The sequence below is a fragment of the Cytobacillus firmus NBRC 15306 genome (genome assembly GCF_001591465.1).
Classification (GTDB): domain Bacteria; phylum Bacillota; class Bacilli; order Bacillales; family Cytobacillaceae; genus Cytobacillus; species Cytobacillus firmus.
Genome location: NZ_BCUY01000044.1, coordinates 1 through 22120, shown reverse-complemented (window position 1 = coordinate 22120; position 22120 = coordinate 1). Strand labels below are relative to the sequence as shown.

20 protein-coding genes are annotated in these 22120 nt (G+C 45.0%); 9 read left to right on the top strand and 11 right to left on the bottom strand.

The window, feature by feature from the left end:
- Nucleotides 1–142: 142 nt before the first annotated feature.
- Nucleotides 143–760, bottom strand: a complete 618-nt coding sequence (locus BFI01S_RS13215; RefSeq protein ID WP_172581909.1) for a DUF3298 and DUF4163 domain-containing protein — start codon at nt 758–760, stop codon at nt 143–145.
- 126 nt (nt 761–886) lie between these two features.
- Here BFI01S_RS13215 and BFI01S_RS13210 point away from each other — a divergent pair, with 126 nt between their 5' ends.
- Entirely contained in the window at nt 887–2620 is a 1734-nt protein-coding gene (locus BFI01S_RS13210) for an ABC transporter ATP-binding protein (RefSeq protein ID WP_061793039.1), read from the top strand.
- A gap of 181 nt (nt 2621–2801) precedes the next feature.
- The gene (locus BFI01S_RS13205; RefSeq protein ID WP_061793038.1) at nt 2802–3026 is read left to right on the top strand and encodes a hypothetical protein; all 225 of its coding nucleotides are present in this window, start codon (nt 2802–2804) and stop codon (nt 3024–3026) included.
- A gap of 124 nt (nt 3027–3150) precedes the next feature.
- On the opposite strand, the gene BFI01S_RS13200 is transcribed toward BFI01S_RS13205, so the two are convergent.
- The 8 genes from BFI01S_RS13200 to BFI01S_RS13165 form a co-directional block, all read right to left on the bottom strand.
- Nucleotides 3151–3978 carry a sugar phosphate isomerase/epimerase family protein gene (locus BFI01S_RS13200; protein WP_061793037.1) on the bottom strand — a complete coding sequence of 276 codons (828 nt, stop codon included), beginning with the start codon at nt 3976–3978 and terminating at the stop codon, nt 3151–3153.
- The gene (locus tag BFI01S_RS13195) at nt 3975–4958 is read right to left on the bottom strand and encodes a DUF6005 family protein (protein WP_061793036.1); all 984 of its coding nucleotides are present in this window, start codon (nt 4956–4958) and stop codon (nt 3975–3977) included. The genes BFI01S_RS13200 and BFI01S_RS13195 overlap by 4 nt, the downstream gene beginning before the upstream one ends.
- Nucleotides 4955–5230 carry a petrobactin biosynthesis protein AsbD gene (asbD, locus tag BFI01S_RS13190; RefSeq protein ID WP_061793035.1) on the bottom strand — a complete coding sequence of 92 codons (276 nt, stop codon included), beginning with the start codon at nt 5228–5230 and terminating at the stop codon, nt 4955–4957. The genes BFI01S_RS13195 and asbD overlap by 4 nt, the downstream gene beginning before the upstream one ends.
- A complete protein-coding gene (locus BFI01S_RS13185) occupies nt 5227–6462 on the bottom strand; it encodes an AMP-binding protein (protein WP_061793034.1) in 1236 nt (411 codons plus the stop codon). Before BFI01S_RS13185 ends, asbD begins: the two co-directional genes overlap by 4 nt.
- A gap of 19 nt (nt 6463–6481) precedes the next feature.
- On the bottom strand, nt 6482–8197 hold the full coding sequence (locus BFI01S_RS13180; protein ID WP_061793033.1) for an IucA/IucC family protein: 1716 nt from the start codon (nt 8195–8197) through the stop codon (nt 6482–6484).
- Nucleotides 8169–9995 (bottom strand): IucA/IucC family protein, encoded by a 1827-nt coding sequence (locus BFI01S_RS13175; protein ID WP_061793032.1) that lies wholly within the window; start codon nt 9993–9995, stop codon nt 8169–8171. Before BFI01S_RS13175 ends, BFI01S_RS13180 begins: the two co-directional genes overlap by 29 nt.
- A 147-nt stretch (nt 9996–10142) precedes the next feature.
- Entirely contained in the window at nt 10143–11090 is a 948-nt protein-coding gene (locus BFI01S_RS13170; RefSeq protein ID WP_061793031.1) for an ABC transporter substrate-binding protein, read from the bottom strand.
- 165 nt (nt 11091–11255) lie between these two features.
- Nucleotides 11256–12797, bottom strand: a complete 1542-nt coding sequence (locus BFI01S_RS13165; protein WP_235831181.1) for an AraC family transcriptional regulator — start codon at nt 12795–12797, stop codon at nt 11256–11258.
- Between the two features lie 137 nt (nt 12798–12934).
- Between BFI01S_RS13165 and BFI01S_RS13160 the strand changes: the two genes are divergently transcribed.
- Together BFI01S_RS13160 and BFI01S_RS13155 are read left to right on the top strand one after the other, a co-directional pair.
- Nucleotides 12935–13969 (top strand): FecCD family ABC transporter permease, encoded by a 1035-nt coding sequence (locus tag BFI01S_RS13160; protein WP_061793030.1) that lies wholly within the window; start codon nt 12935–12937, stop codon nt 13967–13969.
- Entirely contained in the window at nt 13969–15000 is a 1032-nt protein-coding gene (locus BFI01S_RS13155) for a FecCD family ABC transporter permease (protein ID WP_061793029.1), read from the top strand. The genes BFI01S_RS13160 and BFI01S_RS13155 overlap by 1 nt, the downstream gene beginning before the upstream one ends.
- A 51-nt stretch (nt 15001–15051) precedes the next feature.
- Here BFI01S_RS13155 and BFI01S_RS13150 read toward each other — a convergent pair whose 3' ends face one another.
- Nucleotides 15052–15387: an antibiotic biosynthesis monooxygenase family protein gene (locus BFI01S_RS13150; RefSeq protein WP_061793028.1), complete on the bottom strand. Its 336-nt coding sequence runs from the start codon at nt 15385–15387 to the stop codon at nt 15052–15054.
- Nucleotides 15388–15531: 144 nt separating this feature from the next.
- Between BFI01S_RS13150 and BFI01S_RS13145 the strand changes: the two genes are divergently transcribed.
- Nucleotides 15532–16746 carry an MFS transporter gene (locus BFI01S_RS13145; RefSeq protein WP_061793027.1) on the top strand — a complete coding sequence of 405 codons (1215 nt, stop codon included), beginning with the start codon at nt 15532–15534 and terminating at the stop codon, nt 16744–16746.
- 177 nt (nt 16747–16923) lie between these two features.
- On the opposite strand, the gene BFI01S_RS13140 is transcribed toward BFI01S_RS13145, so the two are convergent.
- The gene (locus BFI01S_RS13140; protein ID WP_061793026.1) at nt 16924–17973 is read right to left on the bottom strand and encodes an NAD(P)/FAD-dependent oxidoreductase; all 1050 of its coding nucleotides are present in this window, start codon (nt 17971–17973) and stop codon (nt 16924–16926) included.
- A 214-nt stretch (nt 17974–18187) separates the two neighbouring features.
- Here BFI01S_RS13140 and BFI01S_RS13135 point away from each other — a divergent pair, with 214 nt between their 5' ends.
- From BFI01S_RS13135 to BFI01S_RS13120, 4 genes are all read left to right on the top strand, one after another.
- Complete coding sequence (locus BFI01S_RS13135) at nt 18188–19033, top strand: ABC transporter ATP-binding protein (protein ID WP_061793025.1); 846 nt, start codon at nt 18188–18190, stop codon at nt 19031–19033.
- Nucleotides 18984–19910, top strand: a complete 927-nt coding sequence (locus BFI01S_RS13130) for an iron-hydroxamate ABC transporter substrate-binding protein (RefSeq protein ID WP_061793024.1) — start codon at nt 18984–18986, stop codon at nt 19908–19910. The genes BFI01S_RS13135 and BFI01S_RS13130 overlap by 50 nt, the downstream gene beginning before the upstream one ends.
- Before the next feature lie 99 nt (nt 19911–20009).
- The gene (locus tag BFI01S_RS13125) at nt 20010–21020 is read left to right on the top strand and encodes a FecCD family ABC transporter permease (RefSeq protein WP_061793023.1); all 1011 of its coding nucleotides are present in this window, start codon (nt 20010–20012) and stop codon (nt 21018–21020) included.
- A complete protein-coding gene (locus tag BFI01S_RS13120; RefSeq protein WP_061793022.1) occupies nt 21017–22024 on the top strand; it encodes a FecCD family ABC transporter permease in 1008 nt (335 codons plus the stop codon). The genes BFI01S_RS13125 and BFI01S_RS13120 overlap by 4 nt, the downstream gene beginning before the upstream one ends.
- Nucleotides 22025–22120: the final 96 nt, after the last annotated feature.

Here is a 22120-nt window from a genome sequence, read left to right as displayed (position 1 = left end):
AACACAGATATAGCCTGTGCCCCTTCATTCTTATCAGTGTACCAATAAGCCTTCTTTATATTTCTTATCAAGTGTTGGCCAAAGTATTTACCTTTTCACAGCAAAAAAGGGATACCGCATTAACGCAGCTCCCCCTCTATCTTTAATTCACCCCCATCCTCCCCAGCGGCCCATTTTCATCAATAATATCCTGCAGATCATAAACGGATATCGGAAACATTGGGAATCCATAGGCGTATGGTGTGATTTCATATAGCTGGAAATAGACAACAAGCGCTTTGTCTGCAATGTAAAAATCCTGGTCTGGCTTGATTGCAGTAAAATCAACCAGGAGCGGAATGTCTCTCTCTTTGATTTGTACAGCAATCAAGTCTGAAATCCGTTTGACATAGTCGCTTCCCGGCTTGAATAAATCCTTAAGTGCCGCCTGCTTTCCCTTCTGAAGATCAAACGTCAGTGATTTTATAACTGTCATTCCATGGGCAGCATGGTAATGATACACATAGTTGCTCAAAGACATACTCAATACATCCCGCTGATTATTTTTAATCTCATAATATCCATACAAATCCACAACGGTTGTATCCATATTGCCTGTCTGTTCGTTAATGAGCTGCTGGTTTTGCCTGAGAATGGTATTGTTTATAAATTCCTGCAGCTGCTTATTCTGCATTCCCGATACACGGGGATAATAGACGACTTTGGTGGGCCCGGTGCTGATTGTCATCGTTTTGATGCCTACTGGAAAGTTGATTGCCACGGCCATCCATCCTTTTTGTTTTTTAACACATCCTATTCATCGGATAGGCGTTAAGGTGCATAACAGGAAATGGAAGTTTCAATGTTATATACTGATTAGGATATATAAGAGACAGGAGCACGCAAAATGAAGCAAAAGCAAACCAGCCTAAAACCATTCATTTCACTCATTCTATCTGCAAAAATTCCAAAGACTGCGCTCATCATTGGTTTAACAGCGAGCATTTTTACCACCCTGACCGGGCTGGTGGTTCCGCTGCTGACCAAAAATCTGGTGGACGGTTTCTCAGTTGAATCTTTAAGCGTTCCGCTCATGATCGGAATTGGAGCAGCCTTTATCGTCCAAGCCATCATCAGCGGGATTTCCATTTACCTGCTGAGCTATGTGGGCCAAAAAGTGGTGGCGCGGCTCCGGGATCGGATGTGGATGAAGCTCATAAGGCTGCCGGTCCGTTATTTTGATCAGCAATCCAGCGGCCAGACAGTCAGCCGTGTAGTGAATGATACCAGCATCGTCAGGGAGCTGATTACCAGCCACTTTCCACAGTTCATTACCGGGATTATCAGTATTATCGGTGCAATCATTATCCTGCTTGTGATGGACTGGAAAATGACTCTGCTGATGCTCACATCTGTTCCTATTACACTGGCCATTATGATTCCGCTTGGCCGAAAGATGGCAAAAATATCCCGGGGTCTTCAAGATGAAACGGCCATTTTTACAGGAAACATTACCCAGACACTCGGAGAAATCCGCTTAATGAAGTCTTCTGCCGCAGAGCAAAATGAAGAAGAAAAAGGGTTGGATGGCATCGGCAAGCTGCTTGGCTACGGTTTGCGGGAAGCCCGCATTTTTGCCATGATCGGCCCGACGATGTACCTGATCATGATGGTGGTCATCGTCATGATCATCGCCTATGGAGGCATGCGTGTGGCAAGCGGATCGATGTCAACGGGTTCTCTTGTAGCCTTTTTGCTGTATTTGTTCCAGATTATTATGCCGATCACTTCATTTGCGATGTTTTTTACACAGCTGCAAAAAGCAAAAGGCGCAACAGAACGAATCATAGAAATCTTAGAAGAGCCATTGGAGGATGGACAGCACGGCATCGAGATGGATATCAGCAGCAAGCCGATTACAATCCAAGATGTTTCTTTCTCCTATAGTGCAGATGAGAGTGTCCTGGAAAATATCTCACTCGAAGCACAGCCAGGCCAGATGATTGCATTGGCAGGTCCCAGCGGAAGCGGAAAAACCACACTGTTTGGATTGCTTGAACGATTTTACGAGCCAGCTGAAGGTGAAATTAAAATTGGCCATACACCCATCCAGCAGATATCGCTTAAATCCTGGCGCAGTCAAATCGGCTATGTTTCACAGGAAAGCGCTATGATGGCAGGTACGATCCGTGAGAACTTATGCTATGGACTGGAAAGACCCGAAAACATCTCAGATGAGAAATTATGGGAAGTTGCAAAAATGGCATATGCCGATCAATTCATTGCCGATTTTCCAAAAGGACTTGATACAGAAGTGGGTGAGCGGGGTGTAAAGCTTTCCGGAGGACAAAGGCAGAGGATTGCCATTGCGCGCGCATTCCTTCGCGACCCAAAAATATTGATGATGGACGAAGCTACCGCAAGCCTCGACAGCCAATCGGAAGGCATCGTCCAGCAGGCGCTTACCCGTTTAATGGAAGGCCGGACAACTTTCGTCATCGCCCACCGCCTTTCAACAATTGTCGATGCGGATCAAATTGTCTTTATTGAAAAAGGCAGGGTGACAGGCATTGGCACACATTATGAACTAACTCAATCACATGAGCTATACAGGGAATTTGCCGAGCAGCAGCTTGCATAAAAATGGGCTAGTCTATTGCAGACTGGCCTTTTTGCTTCAGATCTTAATTCCAGCTCTCTCTAAAACTCCAAATATTGTGATAAAATGTGACAAATTATCCATACAAATGGGAAGTCAAATTTCTTATAATGGTATTAAGGTCTATTAAGGTTACACCTGCCAAAAAAGGAGGTTGTGGACTATGCCATTAGATCATACGAAAAACATGCTTGAAACGTTAAAATACTACAGCGATTGCCAAATCACTCAAACGTTTGTAAAAGACCAATCACAGATTCTAGTGGTCCGTTATATAAAAGAGTCTCATTCTTTTGAGGTTACTTATACGGGAACTTCAATGAAAAGAACGTATCCTACCATTGATTCCGCTGCGGTTGCGATTGAACAGGCAATCGGCAATCATTAATTCCTCACAAGTCATTCATATCAATAAAAATACGCAGCCTGTACTCTCTATCCCGTGCCAGTACTGCGTCCACTCCCTTTCAATCAAACGTTTGATTGATTTTTTTCTGCTTAATATTGTCCATTTACCGTGCTATTTCAACCTGGAGAACCTTCTTAATCTCCCTGCTGTCTTTTGCCAGAATGCTTTTCACATTTGGCCCGAACCATTCCAGTGAAGCGTCCATTTCCATCATTTCAGCAGCCTCTCTTAAAAACAGACGATAGTCCACCGCTCCTTCAAACAGTGAAACCATGCCTTCCCTGCTGCCTGCTGCTGCATACACATTATTAGGGGCAAAGACGCCAAGCTTGCTGCGTGATTCAATATTTTTGAAATGAAAGTGCGAAACATATGGCTGGAGCTGTTTAAGAGCAAATAGAGGGTCCACCCCTGATTCCCATATGTGCAGGACATCAAAATTAACCCTGAGCGCCGGATGGTCCGTTTCCTCAAGAAGCTGAAGTGCAGAAGATGGATTATCTGTAAGAGTATTCGGATGGGTCTCGACCAACAGCTGCATTCCCTCGGCTTCAGCCATTTTACAGAGCATCTTCATGCGCGAAACAAGTTCAATCCGCTCTAATCTGCTGATATCCGCACTGCCTTTGTTCCCTGCAAATGTCCGTATTTTGTCCGTTCCCCAGCGATGCGCAAGTGAACATAGGGCGTTCATTTCAGCCATTAAGGCAGGAAGCGGTGCATCCAGGGGCAAATAGTCGCTCAGCATACTTGTCTCCAGATTGTATGAGCTCAGCCACTCACTTCCATAATGGATATCTTCCGCGAGATTTTTGGCATGGACACCCCATAGTTCAATTCCCTGGAACCCATTATTCTGGGCCCAGTGTGCAATTTGGTCAATGGATTGGAGATAATGCCGGAATGAGATGGTGCACAGTGAAAGTTTCATAGGATGGCCTCCTTCATGTTTTGAGATTGCTGCAGTTCAGACCATGCCTCAAAGCTTTCCTGCAGCCCCCTTTTTATTTTAAATTCCAGGATATTCTGTTCTTCCAGCTTTGCAGTAATTTCATTCAATAACCGCCTGTTTCCAGTCATAGCGAGCTTCATGGCCCGGTATTGGATGGCTGTATACCCTTTCACAAGTTTTTCGATTTCATCACACCAGGCTTCAAATCCTTCTTCATCATAGCCAAGCGATTCCCAGAAAAACGCAAAAGCATGTTCATAGGCATACTTCCGTATGGCGAGAACAGGCAACTCCCTTAAAGCCTGTGTCAGCCCTGACAGCGGAAACCTTTCTTCTCCAGCAGCATGAAGCTCGATAATCTTTGCAACAGCATCTGTCATTGGATTGCAGTCATGCTTGATGCATGTGTTAAAATACGCTTCAACCGTTTCGGCAGTTGGCATAATAATGTCTGATGCATCAAAGAAATAGCCGCCTTCAGCTGAAGGATCCTCAATGGCAGCCAGGATCCGGTCTTTAGCTAGCACTCCTTCCCAGCGGAAGTCCGGATCATACATAAACCATTCCTCTTCGTTCTCCGTCTTTTCCAGCATCACGTAATGAGGAAAAGGGCTTTGATGAAATTTATTTTCCCGCTCAGGAAGCTTTGACAAATCGAGCATCACCATGACATATTCATGGGGCTTCTTGTTTTCCAGCAAACTCATCATTTCCTTCATATTTTCCTGCTTGCTTTGCTTTTCGTCGTACCATTTATGCAGCTTGATGCCATAAAGCATTTCATACCACTGGTGAAAAAAATTATGGTCGATCCGTTTGGAATGATACGTTAACACTCCATTTTCCAGCACATCGAAATCGGCATCCCATACTCCGAAATAATAAGGACGATGGTCAGCGCCTTCTGTCTTTTTGACCGCTTCGCACACACAGCTTACAAAACAATGCACTTTAATCATACTGATTCCTCCGCTGCGGCTGGCTCCTGCTGGCGCTCCAGAAAATCAGCCAGGCTTCCTGCCGTCCGGAAATCTTTTGGCACAAGCATTTCATCTGGAATATCAAACCCCATGTCTACTTCCAAATGAAGGATCAGCTGCAGAATCATAATGGAATCCATATACAAATCTTCATTTAAGCGTGCATCTTCATGAAAAGCCTTCATGGAAGGAAGCTCTAATTGATCTTGTAAAATATCATGGATTACCTGTACGATTTCTTGTCTTGTCATGCCAGCACTCCTTCCCCCAGCCTTTTCCGGCTGACCTTTCCATTCGGCAGTTTTTCGATTTCCTCTACTTTCTTAAATTCCAGCGGAACCTGGTAGGGGGCGAGATAATACCTGCACCATTCTCTCAGTTCCTCTTCCTCAATGAATTCAGAGCAGACATACTGCGCACAGACTCTTTCCCCTGAAAGCGGATGAACTTTTTTATAGACAACTGCCTCTATGATTCTCGGTTCTTCCATCAAAACATCTTCTACCTCCTGCGGATAAACGTTCAAGCCTGCCACATTAATGGTGTCATCCATTCTGGCCAGAAATGACAGAACACCATTTTCTATATAGCCAAGATCTTTTGTATAGATTGTTTTTTCCGAATCATGAATGAGGATTTCACCAGGATTTTGGATGCTTCCGGCCTCCACGTTAACGTGCGGAAGCGGATAGCCCATTTCACGCGTGTCGCATACATCCGGATGAATGGCCACACATCCCGCTTCAGAACAGCCATATTGCTGAAGCACTCGGTTTGAAACCTTCTTTAATGCTTCCATCCAGCCGGCAGGCATGAGCGTGCCTGATGTCATGACAGCATCCAACCGCTGCCCATCCCTTATTAACAGCGTTAAAGTATGCAGCAGTGCAGGAGCCCCGTAAAGAATATGCTTAGGATGTTCCTTCAGCTTTTTCAGCACATATTTAGGGTTCATATTTGTCAGAATGACCGGTTCTGCCCCGCGCTTTATGCTTGCAAATACACCGCAGATTAAACCATAAGAATGGGTCGTCGGGCAGGCAACGACTGAAGCAGTCTGATTATCAGCCGGCAAAACCGTGACATAGCTTTCAAGCTCGTTCTCAATCGATTCCCATGTGCGTTCAATGCACTTCGGATACCCAGTCGTACCCGAACTCATCTGCACCAGAACGCCTTCCTTCTCATTTATCTGCTGTGACAAGTGGATCGGCATGTGGATATTTTCATAAAGCAGGAAATGGCTGCCGGCCTTATTTGCCATCCTGATGGCACCTTCTTTCCGGACAGAAGGATGGAGGGGGACAATGGATCCTCCTTTACTGCGTACAAATAAACAGAGTGCAAGCCATTGAAATGCATCCGGCATACAAACAGCCAATCTCTTATTCCGGCAATCTTTTAAATGAGGTATATCTTCAAATGCCGTATATTGTCTTTCAAGATCATCCAGCGTATAGTACTGATCATTTACAAAAAACATCTCAATTCTCCTTTGGGTTCTATGCTAAAGAGTTCGTGACAAGATGGCGGAAACCGCCAGCCACTTCTTTTTGGACCTTCCTTTTCAGCAGCGATTCGGCATAAACCATAGGGGCTGTATGCTGCAGAAGGTAATTTCGGAAAATCAATTCTGGATAGCAGCTCATGTGCCCGGCAAGCGTCTCTCCAGCCAGCCTCCAAAATTTTCTCTCACTGTAGCCGTACTGCTCTTCAAGCGCAAAAGACAGTTCTGTTAAATGAAAAACAAACAATGTATCCATGACAAGCTCTCTTAGTGCTTCAATGGAAGTCATCCAATAAAACTCATCTTCCCCGCCTTTTTTAAACTGCTTATGAATCTCTCCAAAGTCAGGAATCCGGCTGGGTTCTGCCAAAAAATCATGATGATACTCTGTGCTGTCATGGAAATCCCTCAAAACAACACGGGTTGGCCAGCCGTTTTTATGAAGGAGGATCATGTTCTGGGCATGTGCCTCCACGGCTATTCCATGAGCGGCGAGCAAGTGCCAGACCGGCACCACACTTACTTCTATCAGCCTTTTTAACCAGTTTTCTATTCCATAGCGCACAAGCCAGTCATTTATAAATAGGGAACCGTCCCTCTCCATTAATGGAAGTGCTGTAAAAGGTACAGCCTCCTCATCCTCTTCCATGTGGAGACGCACGCTTTCCCGCCAAATAGCTCCCAGTTTTGCCTCTGTTTTTTCCTCAATAGGCTGATGGGCAATCCCTGCATACTCCTTCAGAACGATCAAGGAAGCTTCTTCCTTTAAAAATGGATCAGCTTCCACCGTGTCAGCTATCCATTTGGAAATATGGGGAGCAGCACAGATGGCGTGAGTGTCTAACGTTCTTAGCGAGGAGGTATTCACCAAATTCATGGATAGTTTTATGTGAGCCTTCTTTGGATTCGTTACGTTCCAAAGCGTTCGGACCGACTGGGTTGCACGATAAGAATCCCCGCTGCTATTTAGGAGAATGACATCCCCTTGCTCCAATTCATCTTTAATATGCTTTACCTGCCATGGATGTATTGGCAGAAAGGTGTATTCTTCAAAGGTTTTTCCCAGCTCATGCAGCTCGGTCAGAAGTTGTCCGAGCATGAAAGGACCCAGCTCCTTTTCCCAGAATTCCTTCTCACCCTCGGGGAGAGCCATTCGGCTATGCTCGCGTCTCACTGCAGCCCATTGCAGTGCAAAAGATTGGCCTGCTTCCGGACCGAATGCAGCATGGTCCTCAAGAGAGAATCCCGTCCTTGCCTTAAAACAAGGATGATAGGGATGCCCTTCCCAAACTTCAGACTCCAGCTCCTCATAACTGAATGCTCTCCTAGAAAGAGACGTTATGAGATTTATTTCATTCCATTCACTCAGCTGAATGGTTTGCTGCAGCTCGTGAATAAGCTTGCTTCTTTTTTCCGGGTCGGGTACAAGGTCCTCTGCCAGCTCCTCTATGCTTGTTGACGTACGGGAACCATCGCTTTGCACGGAACAGATGCTGTCCTCCTTTAGCCGCACACGGTCAAACGCAGCAACCTTTCCCTCACAGCAGTAAGTCCGCTGATTTCCGAAAACGGTGAAGCTCAATAAAGGTTCTTCCGGCTGATTTGCTGTTTTTTCATAATCCATCAGCCCTTCAAAAAGAACGGCCTCCAGTAACTGTCGGATGACTCTTCTTTCAACTTTCTTAGATGGCAGCGGATGCAGCTTCTGCATAGTTCTCCTCCTTCTTTACAATGGCAAAAGGATTTGGGATATAGGTGTAAACGGCTTGTTCGTTCTTCGCCAGCAGTTCATCCACATCATGGAAACGGGTCAGCAGGTTGGCTTTATAGGCAAGCTTCTCTGAGTGCAGGATATGCCCGATGAATGCCTTCCCCTGTCCAGACAGCTCTTTTTCAAGTATGCAAAGCTTTTTCCGGCACCATTCGATCAAACGATCTTCACTGACGAGACCGTCCTGCCCAAATCGGCAAATCACTGAAAAGAGCTGATTCATGAACAGGTAATAGGTGAAGCGTTCCTGAATGAGGTCATCCTCATAAAATAGTTCCGGGCAATCTGCCAATGACGGCAGCAGTTTGCATAGATTTCCTTTATAAGAGTTTGATAGATAGTAGCCTTGATTATCACGATAGTAATAAGCTTCCGGGTATCCCGATGATAAATCCAGGACGCTGTTTTGCTGATGTGCCTCAAGGGCAAGCCCATGATCATCAAATAATCGGATCAGAGACTCAATTGAGCATCTCCAGTATTTTTCGAACCAGTCCATACTGATTTCCTGCGGATCTCTTCTCTCTGTTTGTGCCAGCCTTTCAATTGTCCGCTGCAGTCTTGAGCATTCATCCGGCAGCGGATCCTGAACCAATGCCGCGATGGAACTAATACCCTTATCCGCTCCTTCTGGAAAAGGGTTGGACCGAAAAATGACCTCGAACCCTGACTCTTTATGCCCCGGCAATTCAGCTGTTATATAGGCCGGATCATTAATCATCCGAAATGAAGGATATTTTTCCGTAAAGCGAAGCTTATCCATTAGTTCCGTCATAGCGGTACCTGCCTTTAGTTCATGCAGGCGGTTCTTCCTTAATGAATTCGTAATTTTTACCGGAACAGAGAATTTGAACATCCATTCATTTTCCGGGCTGTAAACCGTTCTGATGGAAGAGGTAGCTGAATAATAGGCTCCCATTGGGCCAAGATCTTTTATTAGATTTTTTTCAACCGCCCCTCTGACATGATTCTGCTGAAGCAGCCATTGAGCCTGAAGAGGATGCATCGGAATGAGGCAGTTGTTATGCGGGACAGTAAAATGCGGAATCGATTTCTTTAATGAATGGAGTATAATATCGCTTGCCCTATTCCGGTTAGCTGAAGCTTCCCTGACTAACTCCCGGTCTACCTGGAAATAGTGAAGCTGAAAACGGCCCTTTAACTCCGGGGCATACTGCGGATGCTGCCATCCAGCCATTCCCTGCCTGCTCTTCGGTGTAGGGTGAAGCCAGTGTCCAAACAAAAGTGACTGCTCGGCTTCAATGAAAGTGATCTCTTCGGAATACAGGCTATTTTCGTCATTCATTCTTTCCTCAATATACAAAGCCATTGTCTGATAGCTCTCAATCAGCCTGAGCACCAGCTCATCAAAATGGGATGCAAGCTCATGGCAGCCATTTGATTTAGCCATTAAATGCAGTTCGTGGATAAGAGCAATCATCATCGGAAGCCGGTCCTGCTGTATCCATTCCCGTCTTTGGCTGCAATATTTAAAGGCACCGCCGATCAAATGCCTTCCAGTTAGTGATCGGTACATCACTTCCACTGCAAATGCTGCAGACTGACCTGGAAGTTCTATCTCCACCACGGACTCGCCTGATAGAGTCATAGGTGGCTGCTGCTCCTGCATCCATTCCTCCCTATCCATCCAATGCCCGCCATCTACTTCTCTTAAGTAACTATTTATAAATGCTTGAAACGTTGCATTTTCTGCAACTTGTTTGGCTGAATGATGCATAGTTCCATCCTTTCACCGAGTCTTTAGACCTAGTAATTGATAACCATTCTCAATAATGGTTAAAAAATTTGATTTCTTCTCTTGAAAGAAATCAATGTAATGGAAGAGACAGGGACCTGCGTAAGTCCCAGCCTCTCATTAAGGTGTTTACTCACTTAGAAGCAAGGATTCAATCTCTTTCAATCCTTTTTGGCGCTCAATTGGATCCCAATAACCCCATGTGGTCTTAAGAGTATGTACGTTGCCATTCTGAACAGCTTTCAGGCTTTTCCAAACCTCTCCCTGTGTAACAGAATCATAGAACTCTCCACTATTAAAATAAGAAACATCAAGGATATGATCAGGATTATACTTTGCTAATCCTTCAATCGAAATATTCTCACCGAAATCCTCAGGAAGGTTTTCCGCCGGTGTGAGTTTCAAATCATCAAATAATAATGAATTTGTTGCATGGTTCGTACGTCCATATACACGAATATCTTTTTTGTTAATTGCTACTGCCATAAATGTTTCATCGCCCATTTTTTCACTTACGCGGCTGCCGATATCTTCTGCTTCCTTCTCAAGATCCTCAATCACTTTCTTTCCTTCATCAAGCTTTCCTGCAGCTTCGGCAACCTTCAGATGGTCTTCCTTCCAATCACCGCCAACTTCAACAACGACAGTTGGAATGGTTTCAGACAGCTGATCATATAAAGGCTTATAGCGATCACTGATAATTAACAGGTCCGGATCCAGCTTCAAAATTTCTTCCGAGTTAATTTCATCAGCATAAGGCAGAGCCTTCACACCTTCAAGCTCCTCTGTTAGATGCGGAGGAAACTCATTATCATACGCCATCACGGCATAAGGCTTTACACCAACAGATACAAGCGAACCTTCCCATGACACATGAGACAGCAGAACGATTTTCTTCGGTTCGGCAGGGACTTCTGCTTTTCCGTACAAATGCTCAACGGTTCTTGTTTCCTCTGTTTTCTCCTCTTTCTTCTTTTCAGACGCTTCTGTAGAAGCTTCCTCTTCTTTTCCACAGCCAGTTAAAATAAGTAAAAATAACATAAAAACAACGCTCAAAGGAGCAAAAAACTTTTTCATGGATCATTCCTCCAAAGCAATAATGAAATTCATTCTCAATGATAATCATTATCACTATGTCTGAACATGGACATTTTTAACTTCCTCCATGAACAAAATGAATTTTCGTTAGTAAAAAACAGCTGCAAGTCTTCAGCTGCACGTTAATTATTTTCTTCTAAATCCTTAAGCTTTTAGTTTGGCATTAAGAATGCTTGAAGGAAAGGCTTCCAGCATCCTCTTCCTCCCAATCGGGCCCCACGGATCCCACTCATGGCTTTCAGGGTAATAGACTTCTCCGGTCCGGACAGCCCGGATTTTATTCCACTCGGGGGTATGGGCGGTTCTCCACACATCCTTTTCATGGCTCCATAAAATGAGGAGCTTGTCGGGGTTCAATTCAGCAATTTCCTTCAGGCTGACATTTCGGTAACCCTCAGCATGCAGATCTGGATGCGGCTGGAATCCCAGACCTTGAAAAAGAAGGTCGAGAAGGGCATGATTTCCCTTCCCGTAAAGGCGTATTTCTTCCGGACGAATCCAAATGACAGCCCACTGGCCACTTTTCGTTAATGGACACAGCTCATCCCGCACCTTGCATTCCAAACAGTGAATGTCTTTTTCTATGCATTGGGCACGGCTTTCACAGCCGACCAGCGATGCTATTTCATAGAGATAATGACGCCAGTCCTGCTTCAAAGGCAAATGATGGACTTGCTCCTGTTTTGAAAGCAGCACGCTTTGAAGCTGAAATTGATGTAAGGGTGTTTTAATGATGCGGTCAGGATGGGTCAGCAAAATATCATCCGGCTGAAATGGTTTTTCTGCGTTTAACAATTTAGTTCCTTCCAGCTCTTTTTGAAGATAGCTCGGAACCCCGCTGCTCGCAGAATAGACGGTTGGGTAGGACGGAGCTGCAACCGGCTGGATTCCGAGTGAAATAAGGTGGTCCTGCAAAAAAAGCTGACTTACGACAGCGATTCGTTCACTGGCCCTTTTCATAAAAGAAGTTGGCGGCATCCCTTCTCTGCTTTTAAAAAGGCGGCTGAAATAAAATTCATCCTGCAGCCCTATTTGCACGGCTACTTCTTTAGCTGTAATTCCTCTATTTTGGAGCAGCAATCTTTTGGCAGTCTTCATTCGTTCTGCATTTAAGAATTCTTTCGGGGTCATACCGGTCCTTTTGCGGAAAGCCCTTGAAAATGTAACAGGGGTCATATTTGCTTTAGCAGCTAATTCCGTAACGGTGAATGGACGGGACAGGCTGTTTCGGATCAGTTCCTCCGCTTCTTCCATTCTGTCTATGTCTGCCGCGTCTGTCAGGATGGATAGCATCTCCCAGAGAAGGGACAGAAATCTGCATTTGGCCGAAATTGATTTTTCCTGCCGGCTTTTCTTCATCTCTTCCCAGAGGGGGGCCATTTTTGCAGGGACCTGGTCAGCCAGCGGACGGGTTAACAAGTCTTTCAGCATATCGCCTTCTTTTGGCCAGGAAAGCAAATAAACAGAAAGCAGAGAAGACGAAGACGATGTAAGGATTGCTGAATCCGTAAGGAAATAGCTTTTGCCCTCCTCGGCCTTCAATCTCTTGTTCCCGCTTACCAAAGTGCCCTTTCCCGATGATATGTAAAGGATTAAAAAATGACTGCGCTTTACATTTATTCCCTGAGATAGGCCCTCACGCAGGTTGGATGCTTCAATTTCAAACATATGACTCTTCAGAAGCATATTTAGACACTCCCTTCTTTTTCCTGAAATATGAATTGACAAATGCTGTGGAAGGATAGTAGATTAATAACGATCTTCCTGGACGATAACGATTCTCATTTTCATTTAAAAAAATACATAGAAAAGGACTGATCATCATGGCCAGAACTGCTGCTGACATAACCGAATCCCTGCAGCCTGTTCACTTAAAATCTATTAAATGGGGCCTTATTGGCTTAGTATTTGTTTTCCTTTGCCTGCTCGCTTCAATTGGACTTGGAGCCATATGGATCTCTCCTTCTGTTGTTTGGGACTCTTTTGTCTCTTTTCAAGCCGCCCAAATTGAACACCAGCTGATCAGGGAAGTGCGAATCCCGCGGGCATTGGCTGCTGCCCTAATTGGGGCAGCACTTGCTGTTGCAGGCACTATTATGCAGGGCATCACACGCAATCCGCTTGCCGATCCTTCAATCATCGGCATTACCCATGGAGCCGGACTTGCCATCGCCATTTCGCTTACATTTGTTTCAGGCGGATCTTACTGGATTCTTCTGATCTGGTCATTTGCAGGCTCTGCAGCTGGCGCTATGCTTGTCCTCTCTTTTTCCATGATTTCAAAAGAGCGGATATCTCCTGTGACCCTGACGCTTGCAGGTGCTGCGTTAAGCACATTATTCAGCGCTCTTTCCACGGGTATCGCCCTATATTTCCAGGTGGCGCAGGACCTGAGCTTCTGGTTTGCCGGAGGACTATCCGGAACCAAATGGCAGCATGTTTTTATACTGCTTCCCGCTGTTATCATTGGGATTCTGCTGTCCCTCTGGATCAGCCGCTCTCTGACTATACTGGCTTTAGGGGAGGAAGTGGCTGCAGGTCTCGGCCAATCTCAGCAGAAAGTCAGGTGGATCGGGCTCATTGCTGTTATTCTGCTATCTGGCGCAGCCGTTTCCATTGCAGGCGCAATCGGCTTTATTGGCCTAGTCGTTCCCCATATAGTCCGGATGCTCATCGGATCTGATTACAGATGGCTCATTCCGTTAAGTGCCATTGCAGGCGCCCTTCTCCTCATACTCGCCGATATAGGGGCACGGATGATCAATCCTCCATTCGAGACACCTGTAAGCGCAGTGACCGCCTTGATTGGCGTTCCGTTTTTCTTATATTTGTCCCGAAGGAAAAGGGGGTATTTGTAATGGATTGGAAGCTTGCTTTAAGACAGTCCAACACCTGGCTGGCAGCCTTTGTCTTTTTAATCATGGCCACCTTTATATTGAGCCTGTCCACTGGCGTGATGCCCATCCGTTTTTCTGAAATATTGAACACGTTAGCCGGCAGTGGCACCCCAAGGCAGGAGCTTGTTTTATTTCAGCTGCGATTGCCGAGAATGGTCATTGCCATGCTGATTGGTGCCGGGCTTGCTCTATCAGGCAGCATTCTTCAGGGACTTTCAAGGAACTCCCTCGCGGACCCGGGCATTCTCGGAATTAATGCCGGCGCTGGACTGGCTGTCGTTTTTTCGATCTATCTTTTCGGACAGGAGAAAGGAAGCCTGCTCTCTGAACCTTTTTTCCTGCCCGTTTTTGCTTTTATCGGCGCTCTTGCCATAGCAGCTCTGATTTACCGCTTCTCATGGAAAGGCGGAATAGACCCGGAACGGCTTCTCCTTGTCGGTCTCGGATTTAATGCTCTATGTGGTGCTCTTCTCATGATTCTGCAGCTGAAAATGGATCCAAAGGATTTTCAGCAGGCAGCCATTTGGCTGACAGGAAGCATCTGGGGAACCGGGTGGCCTTATGTATGGGCACTGCTTCCATGGATTTTGATTCTTATACCGGCTGCCTTTTATAAAGCAAGGACCATGAATCTTCTTCAGTTTAAGCAGGAAGTTCCGGTTGCTCTTGGCTTAAAAGTGGAGTCCGAACGGCGTTTGCTTCTTTGCCTTTCTGCTGCCCTGGCAGGAGCATGTGTGGCCGTCGGCGGCGGAATCGCTTTTATTGGCCTGCTCGCTCCCCATCTGGCACGGCGGCTGTGCGGACCCAATTACTTCAGCAGTCTGCCATTGTCTGCACTGATCGGAGCAGCTCTGGTGCTCATGGCAGACATGATCGGCAAAAATCTTCTGGCACCAGCCGATATTCCCGTCGGAATCGTCATATCGGTTATCGGTGCACCCTACCTGATCTTCATGCTGCTGACCCGGAAAGGTTCCGGGATGAGGGTCTAAATTCAATAGAAATGCCCATTCAACAATCCCTAATGAATGGGCATTTCAGCTTTATTTGATTTCAGCAGGCTCTCTGTATTGTTTTTGCCCCAGCACATGATATACATCCTGACGGCTTTCGATAATAAATTCAGGCTTTGGCTTCCCTCGGTTCGCACGATGGCCAGCAAGATGTACATCGCTTGTTTCCCAAGCCTTCCATGCCTCTTCAGATTCCCAGCGGATCATAACAATGATTTCTTCCTCTCCGCTGCGCTGTTTTTTCTTTAATACATTTAAATCTAGAAAACCGGGCTGCTCTTCGATGATTCCTTCTCCGGCAAAGCGCTCCACCATTTTTTCCCCATGGCCCTCTTTAACCATTATTGTCTTTAATTGAATAAACATGCCTATTTCCTCCTCTGTTCTTTTTTGATATTATAATTGATAACGATTTTCATTTTCAACTATTTTAAAAAATAGATTCATTATTTTGTAAGTTTATAGTATCTTTAGATTATCGAAATTTTACTGAAATTGTGAGGCCTTTATATGTGGAGAAATAAAAATGTGTGGATTCTTTTAACTGGTGAATTTATAGCAGGGCTGGGCCTTTGGCTTGGCATTATAGGGAACCTCGAGTTTATGCAGGAAAAGGTTCCTTCTGATTTCCTGAAATCACTTATTCTTGCATCCGGTTTGCTGGCAGGAATTGCAGCCGGCCCCCTTGCCGGCAGAATTACAGACCAGCTGAATAAAAAAACTGTAATGCTCGGTGCAGGATTTGTCAGGGCCATCAGTGTTATTTTTATGCTGATTGCTATTCAAACGGGATCTGTGTGGTGGATGGTTCTGTTCCTGGTTATGATTCAATTGTCAGCGGCCTTTTACTTTCCTGCACTGCAGGCAGCCATCCCTCTTGTAGTTGCAGAAAAAGATTTGCTGCAGCTGAATGGTGTACACATGAATGTGTCCACCCTTTCGAGGATATTGGGTACAGCATTGGCTGGTGTTCTGTTAGTCATTCTGCCATTATCCATGCTTTATTTCGGATCGCTGGTCGCTTACCTGGCTCTATTCGGATTAACCTGGTTTATGGACTTCGAGGAAAAAAGGGAAAAGCCAGGCACAGGAAAAGAGTCTGCCAGGAGCAGCGGAGGTTTCAAGGAGGTTTTCCCGATTATTAAAGGCCTCCCCATTGTATTCATGACACTGATATTAACTCTGGTCCCACTGCTGTTTCTTGGCGGTTTCAACCTGATGGTCATCAACATCAGCGAGCTTCAGGACAGTTCATCCATTAAAGGGTTAATTTATACTGCAGAAGGAATCGGCTTTATGCTCGGAGCATTTATCGTCAAGCAAATCAGCCAAAAGCGTTCGCCTTATGCTATTTTATTTTTCTTCTCATTTGTCATTGGCGTCTCACAGCTGCTTCTGTACTTTGCAGATGTGCCAGTTCTATCCATTGCCGCCTTCTTTGTATTCGGATTTGCCGTTGGCTGTTTCTTCCCAACTGCAGCCACCATTTTTCAAACTAGGGTGCCGAAGGAATTCCACGGAAGATTCTTCTCCTTCCGAAACATGCTCGATCGTGTTATTTTCCAAATTGTGCTTCTGCTGACAGGATTCCTGCTGGATGCCGTTGGACTCCAGGTAATGGTCGTGATCTTTGGCATTCTATCCTTAGTCATGACAGCTGCTTTCTTTGTTAAATTCAAGCAAATTCGGACAGAAGTACAGATAAAAGAAAAGATCAGTACGTAAAAAACCCGCTCACATCGTGTGGGCCGGTTTTTTACTGCTATTTCGTCTTAATTTCAGGTCATTATTTAGTTTATGTGCGGATAGTCTTATTTTGTGTGCAGATAAAGTTTTTTCTGTGCGCATAACCCGGTTTTATGTGCGGATAAAAAAATTTATGTGCGCCTGGACATTTTGCCCCTAGCGAACCAGCTGCTTCACCAATTCCCGGTTCCGTTTTTTAAAAACATCATTATGGGATGAAACCATCGCTGCCCCGGCTGCATCAGGTTCAATGTACTGCTTCGCTTTATTGACTGCATTCGCCGCATCCTGGAAGGCTCCCGCAATTAAGTGAAGCTTGCCGTCATGCTTAAGAATATCCCCTGCAGCATATAGCCCTTCTATTGACGTCTCGCTGTTTGCATTGCCGGCAATATAGAAATCTTCCAGCATATTAATATTCAAATTGCTATTTTTCAGGAGTTCCGTATCCTGCTCATATCCATGATTAATCACCACTTCATCGATGGCAAGATATGAAACCTCGCCCGTTTCATAATTGGTCAATTCCACCTGCTCAATTTCCTCGTGATTTCCGCCGGCAATTAATTTGGTAATGGACGTATGGTTAATGCAGATGACCGAACTATTCATCAGCTGTGAAACCTGAGCTTCATGGCCAGTTAACGCATCCCGTCTGCAAGTGATGTATACCTGCCTGGCAACGGGCTCCAATTCATTGGCCCAGTCTACTGCCGAATTGCCTCCTCCTGACACAATCACTGTTTTATCCTTGAAATGCGCAAGAGACTTGACTGTGTAATTTAAATTGGAGACCTCAAAGCGCTCTGCGCCTTCAATTTTCAGCTTTTGCGGCTTTAGAATTCCGCTGCCTACGGCCACAATCACTGTTTTTGAAAAATGCTCTTCCCCTGAAGACCCTTTTAAAACAAAAACTCCATGTTCATTCTTACTGATGGATTCCACCTTTTCATTTAGGACAACCGTCGGATTAAAGGTCAGCCCCTGCTCGACCAGCTGTTCAATCAGCTTTGCTCCCGGAGTAGGAGTCAACCCGCCGACATCCCAAATCATTTTCTCGGGATACACATGGATCTTTCCGCCCAGCTGCGGCTGAAATTCAATCAGTTTCGTTTTCATCTCCCTTAATCCGCTGTAAAAAGCAGAGTATAGCCCAGCCGGACCTCCCCCTATAACCGTTACATCAAAAATCTCCATCTGCTTCATATCCGTTCACTCCTATAACCAATTATTATTGATTATCATTCTCACTTCAACTATACGTCCTTTCTTCTCTTTTGACAATGAAAATTTCCCTTTGTACTTTTCCTTAAAATACTGTTGACTAATACCTTAACTAGACTTATAGTAAAAAAGAACCGACACTGATAATCATTATCACTTATTTAAAATATATTCTCACATAAACGGAGGTTACATAATGGTCCGTCTATATACAGATGGCTTGAACATTGGGTATAGCGAACGACTAATTGTAAAAGATCTCAGCGTCCAGATTCCCGATAAGAAAATCACAACAATTATTGGTCCAAATGGCTGTGGGAAATCAACCCTTTTAAAAGCCATTACCAGGATCATTTCCCATCAATCAGGCAATGTCATCTTAGATGGGGAGAACATTTCAAAGGAAAATACGAAAATCCTTGCCAGGAAGATGGCAATCCTGCCTCAAACACCTGAAAGTGCAAGCGGTTTAACAGTAGGCGAGCTCGTCTCATACGGACGCTTCCCTTATCAAAAGGGATTCGGAAGATTGACGAAAAAGGATTATGAAGTCATCGACTGGGCACTTGAAGTGACAGGCACCAAAGAATTTAAATTCCGCCCTGTTGACGCTCTGTCAGGCGGCCAGCGCCAGAGAGTGTGGATCGCCATGGCACTTGCACAGGAAACCGATATCATTTTCCTTGATGAACCAACCACCTATTTAGATATGGCACATCAGCTTGAAGTTCTCGAACTTCTTCAAAAGCTGAACGAGGAACAGGAGCGCACCATTGTAATGGTCCTCCATGATTTAAACCAGGCAGCCCGTTTTGCCGACCATATCGTCGCACTAAAAGATGGTGAGATTGTTAAATCAGGAAGCTATGAGGAAGTCATTACACAGGATGTTTTAAGGAAAGTGTTCAATATTGATGCAGTCATTGGACGCGATCCCCGCACAAACAAACCAATGTGTATAACTTATAATTTACTAAAAGGAGAAAATCAACATGAAGAAACTTTTGATCCCATTTACGATCTTGCTGCTTCTGCTAATTAGCGCCTGCGGCAATACAGAAGAAAAAAATTCAACCTCGTCTGAACCAAAGGAAGATAAAAAGTCCGGTACGATCACTTATGAATCTGAAACTGGACCGGTTGAGGTCCCAGCTGATCCTAAGAGAGTTGTCCTCCTTTCAGGCTTCACAGGAAATGTTATGCAATTAGGCGTAAATATCGTTGGAGTGGATACATGGTCTAAAAATAATCCTCGTTTTGAAGAACAATTGAAGGATGCTGAAGAAGTATCTGAAGATAACCTTGAAAAAATAATTGAACTGGAACCAGACTTGATTATTGCCCTATCTACTGTTAAAAACTACGATAAACTTAAGGAAATTGCACCAACTGTAACGTATACATGGGGTAAATTAGATTACCTTTCTCAGCATGAGGAAATCGGCAAGCTGCTTAATAAAGAAGAAGAAGCAAAGAAATGGGTAGCTGACTTCAAACAGCGCGCTGAAGCAGCAGGGGAAGACATTCGTGCAAAAATTGGCGAAGATGCAACCGTTTCTGTATTTGAAATCTTCGACAAACAGCTTTATGTTTTTGGCGATAACTGGGCTCGCGGAACTGAAATCCTCTATCAGGCAATGGACTTAAAAATGCCTGAAAAGGTTAAGGAAATGGCCTTAAAAGATGGCTACTATGCCATTTCAGCTGAAGTGCTTCCGGAATATGCAGGAGATTATATTGTTATAAGCAAATATTCTGATGCAGATCATTCATTCCAGGAAACCGATACGTACAAAAATATTCCTGCTGTGAAAAATAATCGTGTCTTTGAAATGGAAGGCAATGGCGCTTCCTTCAGTGATCCAATCACACTTGATGCGCAGCTGGAGTTCTTTAAAGAATCATTTTTAGGCAACTAATACGGCAGGAGGGATTCTTAATTTTTAGGAATTCCTCTTTCCTATTTAAAAATACAGTTCCCCAATGGCTAAATAAACTCGAAGAAAGATGGAAGTACAATGACTAAAGAAGCTCAACCCTTCATTCCATTTATATATAAACTTGCGGCAGGCTTCATCATTTTTGCCGGCATGTTTGTGGCTGCTTGTGTGTTCGGGGCAGCCGATGTGACGGTCAGAGATGTTTGGCTTGCACTAACCTCCAATGCTTCAGGAGAAAAAATCTCCATCATTCGTGAAATACGTCTGCCCCGAGAAATTGCGGCCATTTTTGTCGGAGCAGCATTTAGCATCTCTGGCGCCATCATGCAGGGAATGACAAGAAACCCTCTTGCTGATCCAGGCCTGCTCGGATTAACGGCCGGAGCAAATGCTGCCCTTGCCATAACGCTTGTTCTTATCCCTTCAGCAGACTACATTGGAATTCTGGCCGCCTGTTTCATCGGTGCGGCTATCGGTGCAGGGATGGTTTTCGGCATTGGCGCCATGAAAAAAGGAGGCTTTTCTCCGATTCGAATCGTTTTAGCCGGAGCCGCGGTTTCTGCCTTCCTTTTTGCAATAGCTGAAGGGACCGGCATCTATTTTAAGATTTCAAAAGATGTCAGCCTGTGGACAGCAGGCGGGCTCGTCGGCACATCCTGGGCCCAGCTGCAGATAATTGTCCCGGTTATCTCAGCAGGCATACTCGTATCCCTTTTTCTTTCCAAGCAGCTTACGATACTAAGCTTAAATGAAGAAGTGGCTGTAGGCTTGGGACAAAATACAACTCAGATTAAAGTCATCCTGTTTATCTTAGTCACCCTGCTTGCAGGGGCAGCTGTTGCACTGGTCGGCAATATGGCATTTATCGGATTGATGGTGCCTCATATCGTCCGTGCTTTAGTCGGAACAGATTATCGTTTTATTCTTCCCATGTCAGCTCTCACAGGAGCGTCATTTATGCTTCTTGCCGATACACTCGGGAGAACTATCAATGCTCCTTACGAAACTCCTGTTGCGGCCATCATTGCCGTAATGGGGCTGCCTTTCTTCCTGTTCATTGTTCATAAAGGGGGTAAGGCGTTCTCATGATTCAGCCGGAATTAGTTAAAAAACAGCGAATTTTAATGGCAGTTTTATCAGTACTAATTATTGTTACCATTGTTATAGGAATGGGATTAGGCTATGCCTCCCTTTCATATGACCGGTTAATCCCGACCCTCCTGGGACAGGGAACTTTTAAAGAGGAGTTTGTGTTATTTTCCATACGGCTGCCGAGGGTATTTATCACAGTGTTAGCCGGCATGGCACTGGCACTATCGGGTGCGATTTTACAGGGACTTACACGCAATGACCTGGCGGACCCAGGCATCATCGGCATAAATTCAGGTGCAGGGGTTGCGATCGCCGTTTTCTTTCTGTTCGTCCCTATTGAAGCAGGCACTTTCATCTACATGCTGCCGTTATGCGCATTTTTCGGCGCTTTGCTTACCGCTATCCTCATCTATGCTTTTTCCTATAAAAAAGACGAGGGGCTTCAGCCAGTAAAAATGGTTCTTGTCGGAGTCGGGTTTTCCATGGCGCTATCAGGTGTAATGATTGTCCTGATTTCCTCAGCTGAAAGAGAGAAAGTTGATTTCATTGCAAAATGGCTATCAGGGAATATCTGGGGAACGGATTGGCCTTTCATCTGGGCACTCCTCCCCTGGCTGCTAGTGCTTATTCCATTCACTTTATATAAGGCAAATCGTTTGAATCTATTAAGCTTAAGTGAGCCTGTCGCCATCGGCATAGGGGTATCCATTGAAAAAGAACGGATCATCCTTCTGCTTACAGCCGTTGCATTGGCAGCTTCTGCTGTTTCTGTAACCGGCGGGATTGCCTTTATCGGCTTAATTGCTCCGCACATGGCTAAAGCGCTTGTCGGACCTCGTAATCAGCTTTTCATTCCGATTGCTATTCTTTTAGGAGGCTGGCTTCTATTATTTGCCGACACGCTCGGCCGGAACCTGGCAGATCCGGACGGCCTGCCAGCCGGAATTATGGTTGCAATTATCGGAGCTCCATATTTTATGTATCTATTATTAAAGAAATGACGTGCTGGCTGGCACGTCATTTTTTATTATTTATGTTTTTTTCTGGTATTACTGGGCAAATATATAGAGTCTCATCATTTAACAGTTTAATAGAAA

Excerpts from the sequence above, each read along its gene's own strand:
- BFI01S_RS13120 (WP_061793022.1), top strand. The coding sequence starts at position 21,017 with ATGATTCAGCCGGAATTAGTTAAAAAACAGCGAATTTTAATGGCAGTT.
- BFI01S_RS13175 (WP_061793032.1), bottom strand. The coding sequence starts at position 9,995 with ATGCATCATTCAGCCAAACAAGTTGCAGAAAATGCAACGTTTCAAGCA.
- BFI01S_RS13210 (WP_061793039.1), top strand. The coding sequence starts at position 887 with ATGAAGCAAAAGCAAACCAGCCTAAAACCATTCATTTCACTCATTCTA.
- BFI01S_RS13130 (WP_061793024.1), top strand. The coding sequence starts at position 18,984 with ATGAAGAAACTTTTGATCCCATTTACGATCTTGCTGCTTCTGCTAATT.
- BFI01S_RS13155 (WP_061793029.1), top strand. The coding sequence starts at position 13,969 with ATGGATTGGAAGCTTGCTTTAAGACAGTCCAACACCTGGCTGGCAGCC.
- BFI01S_RS13125 (WP_061793023.1), top strand. The coding sequence starts at position 20,010 with ATGACTAAAGAAGCTCAACCCTTCATTCCATTTATATATAAACTTGCG.
- BFI01S_RS13165 (WP_235831181.1), bottom strand. The coding sequence starts at position 12,797 with ATGCTTCTGAAGAGTCATATGTTTGAAATTGAAGCATCCAACCTGCGT.
- BFI01S_RS13145 (WP_061793027.1), top strand. The coding sequence starts at position 15,532 with ATGTGGAGAAATAAAAATGTGTGGATTCTTTTAACTGGTGAATTTATA.
- BFI01S_RS13140 (WP_061793026.1), bottom strand. The coding sequence starts at position 17,973 with ATGAAGCAGATGGAGATTTTTGATGTAACGGTTATAGGGGGAGGTCCG.
- asbD (WP_061793035.1), bottom strand. The coding sequence starts at position 5,230 with ATGACAAGACAAGAAATCGTACAGGTAATCCATGATATTTTACAAGAT.
- BFI01S_RS13170 (WP_061793031.1), bottom strand. The coding sequence starts at position 11,090 with ATGAAAAAGTTTTTTGCTCCTTTGAGCGTTGTTTTTATGTTATTTTTA.
- BFI01S_RS13135 (WP_061793025.1), top strand. The coding sequence starts at position 18,188 with ATGGTCCGTCTATATACAGATGGCTTGAACATTGGGTATAGCGAACGA.
- BFI01S_RS13200 (WP_061793037.1), bottom strand. The coding sequence starts at position 3,978 with ATGAAACTTTCACTGTGCACCATCTCATTCCGGCATTATCTCCAATCC.
- BFI01S_RS13160 (WP_061793030.1), top strand. The coding sequence starts at position 12,935 with ATGGCCAGAACTGCTGCTGACATAACCGAATCCCTGCAGCCTGTTCAC.
- BFI01S_RS13150 (WP_061793028.1), bottom strand. The coding sequence starts at position 15,387 with ATGTTTATTCAATTAAAGACAATAATGGTTAAAGAGGGCCATGGGGAA.
- BFI01S_RS13185 (WP_061793034.1), bottom strand. The coding sequence starts at position 6,462 with ATGTTTTTTGTAAATGATCAGTACTATACGCTGGATGATCTTGAAAGA.
- BFI01S_RS13195 (WP_061793036.1), bottom strand. The coding sequence starts at position 4,958 with ATGATTAAAGTGCATTGTTTTGTAAGCTGTGTGTGCGAAGCGGTCAAA.
- BFI01S_RS13180 (WP_061793033.1), bottom strand. The coding sequence starts at position 8,197 with ATGCAGAAGCTGCATCCGCTGCCATCTAAGAAAGTTGAAAGAAGAGTC.
- BFI01S_RS13205 (WP_061793038.1), top strand. The coding sequence starts at position 2,802 with ATGCCATTAGATCATACGAAAAACATGCTTGAAACGTTAAAATACTAC.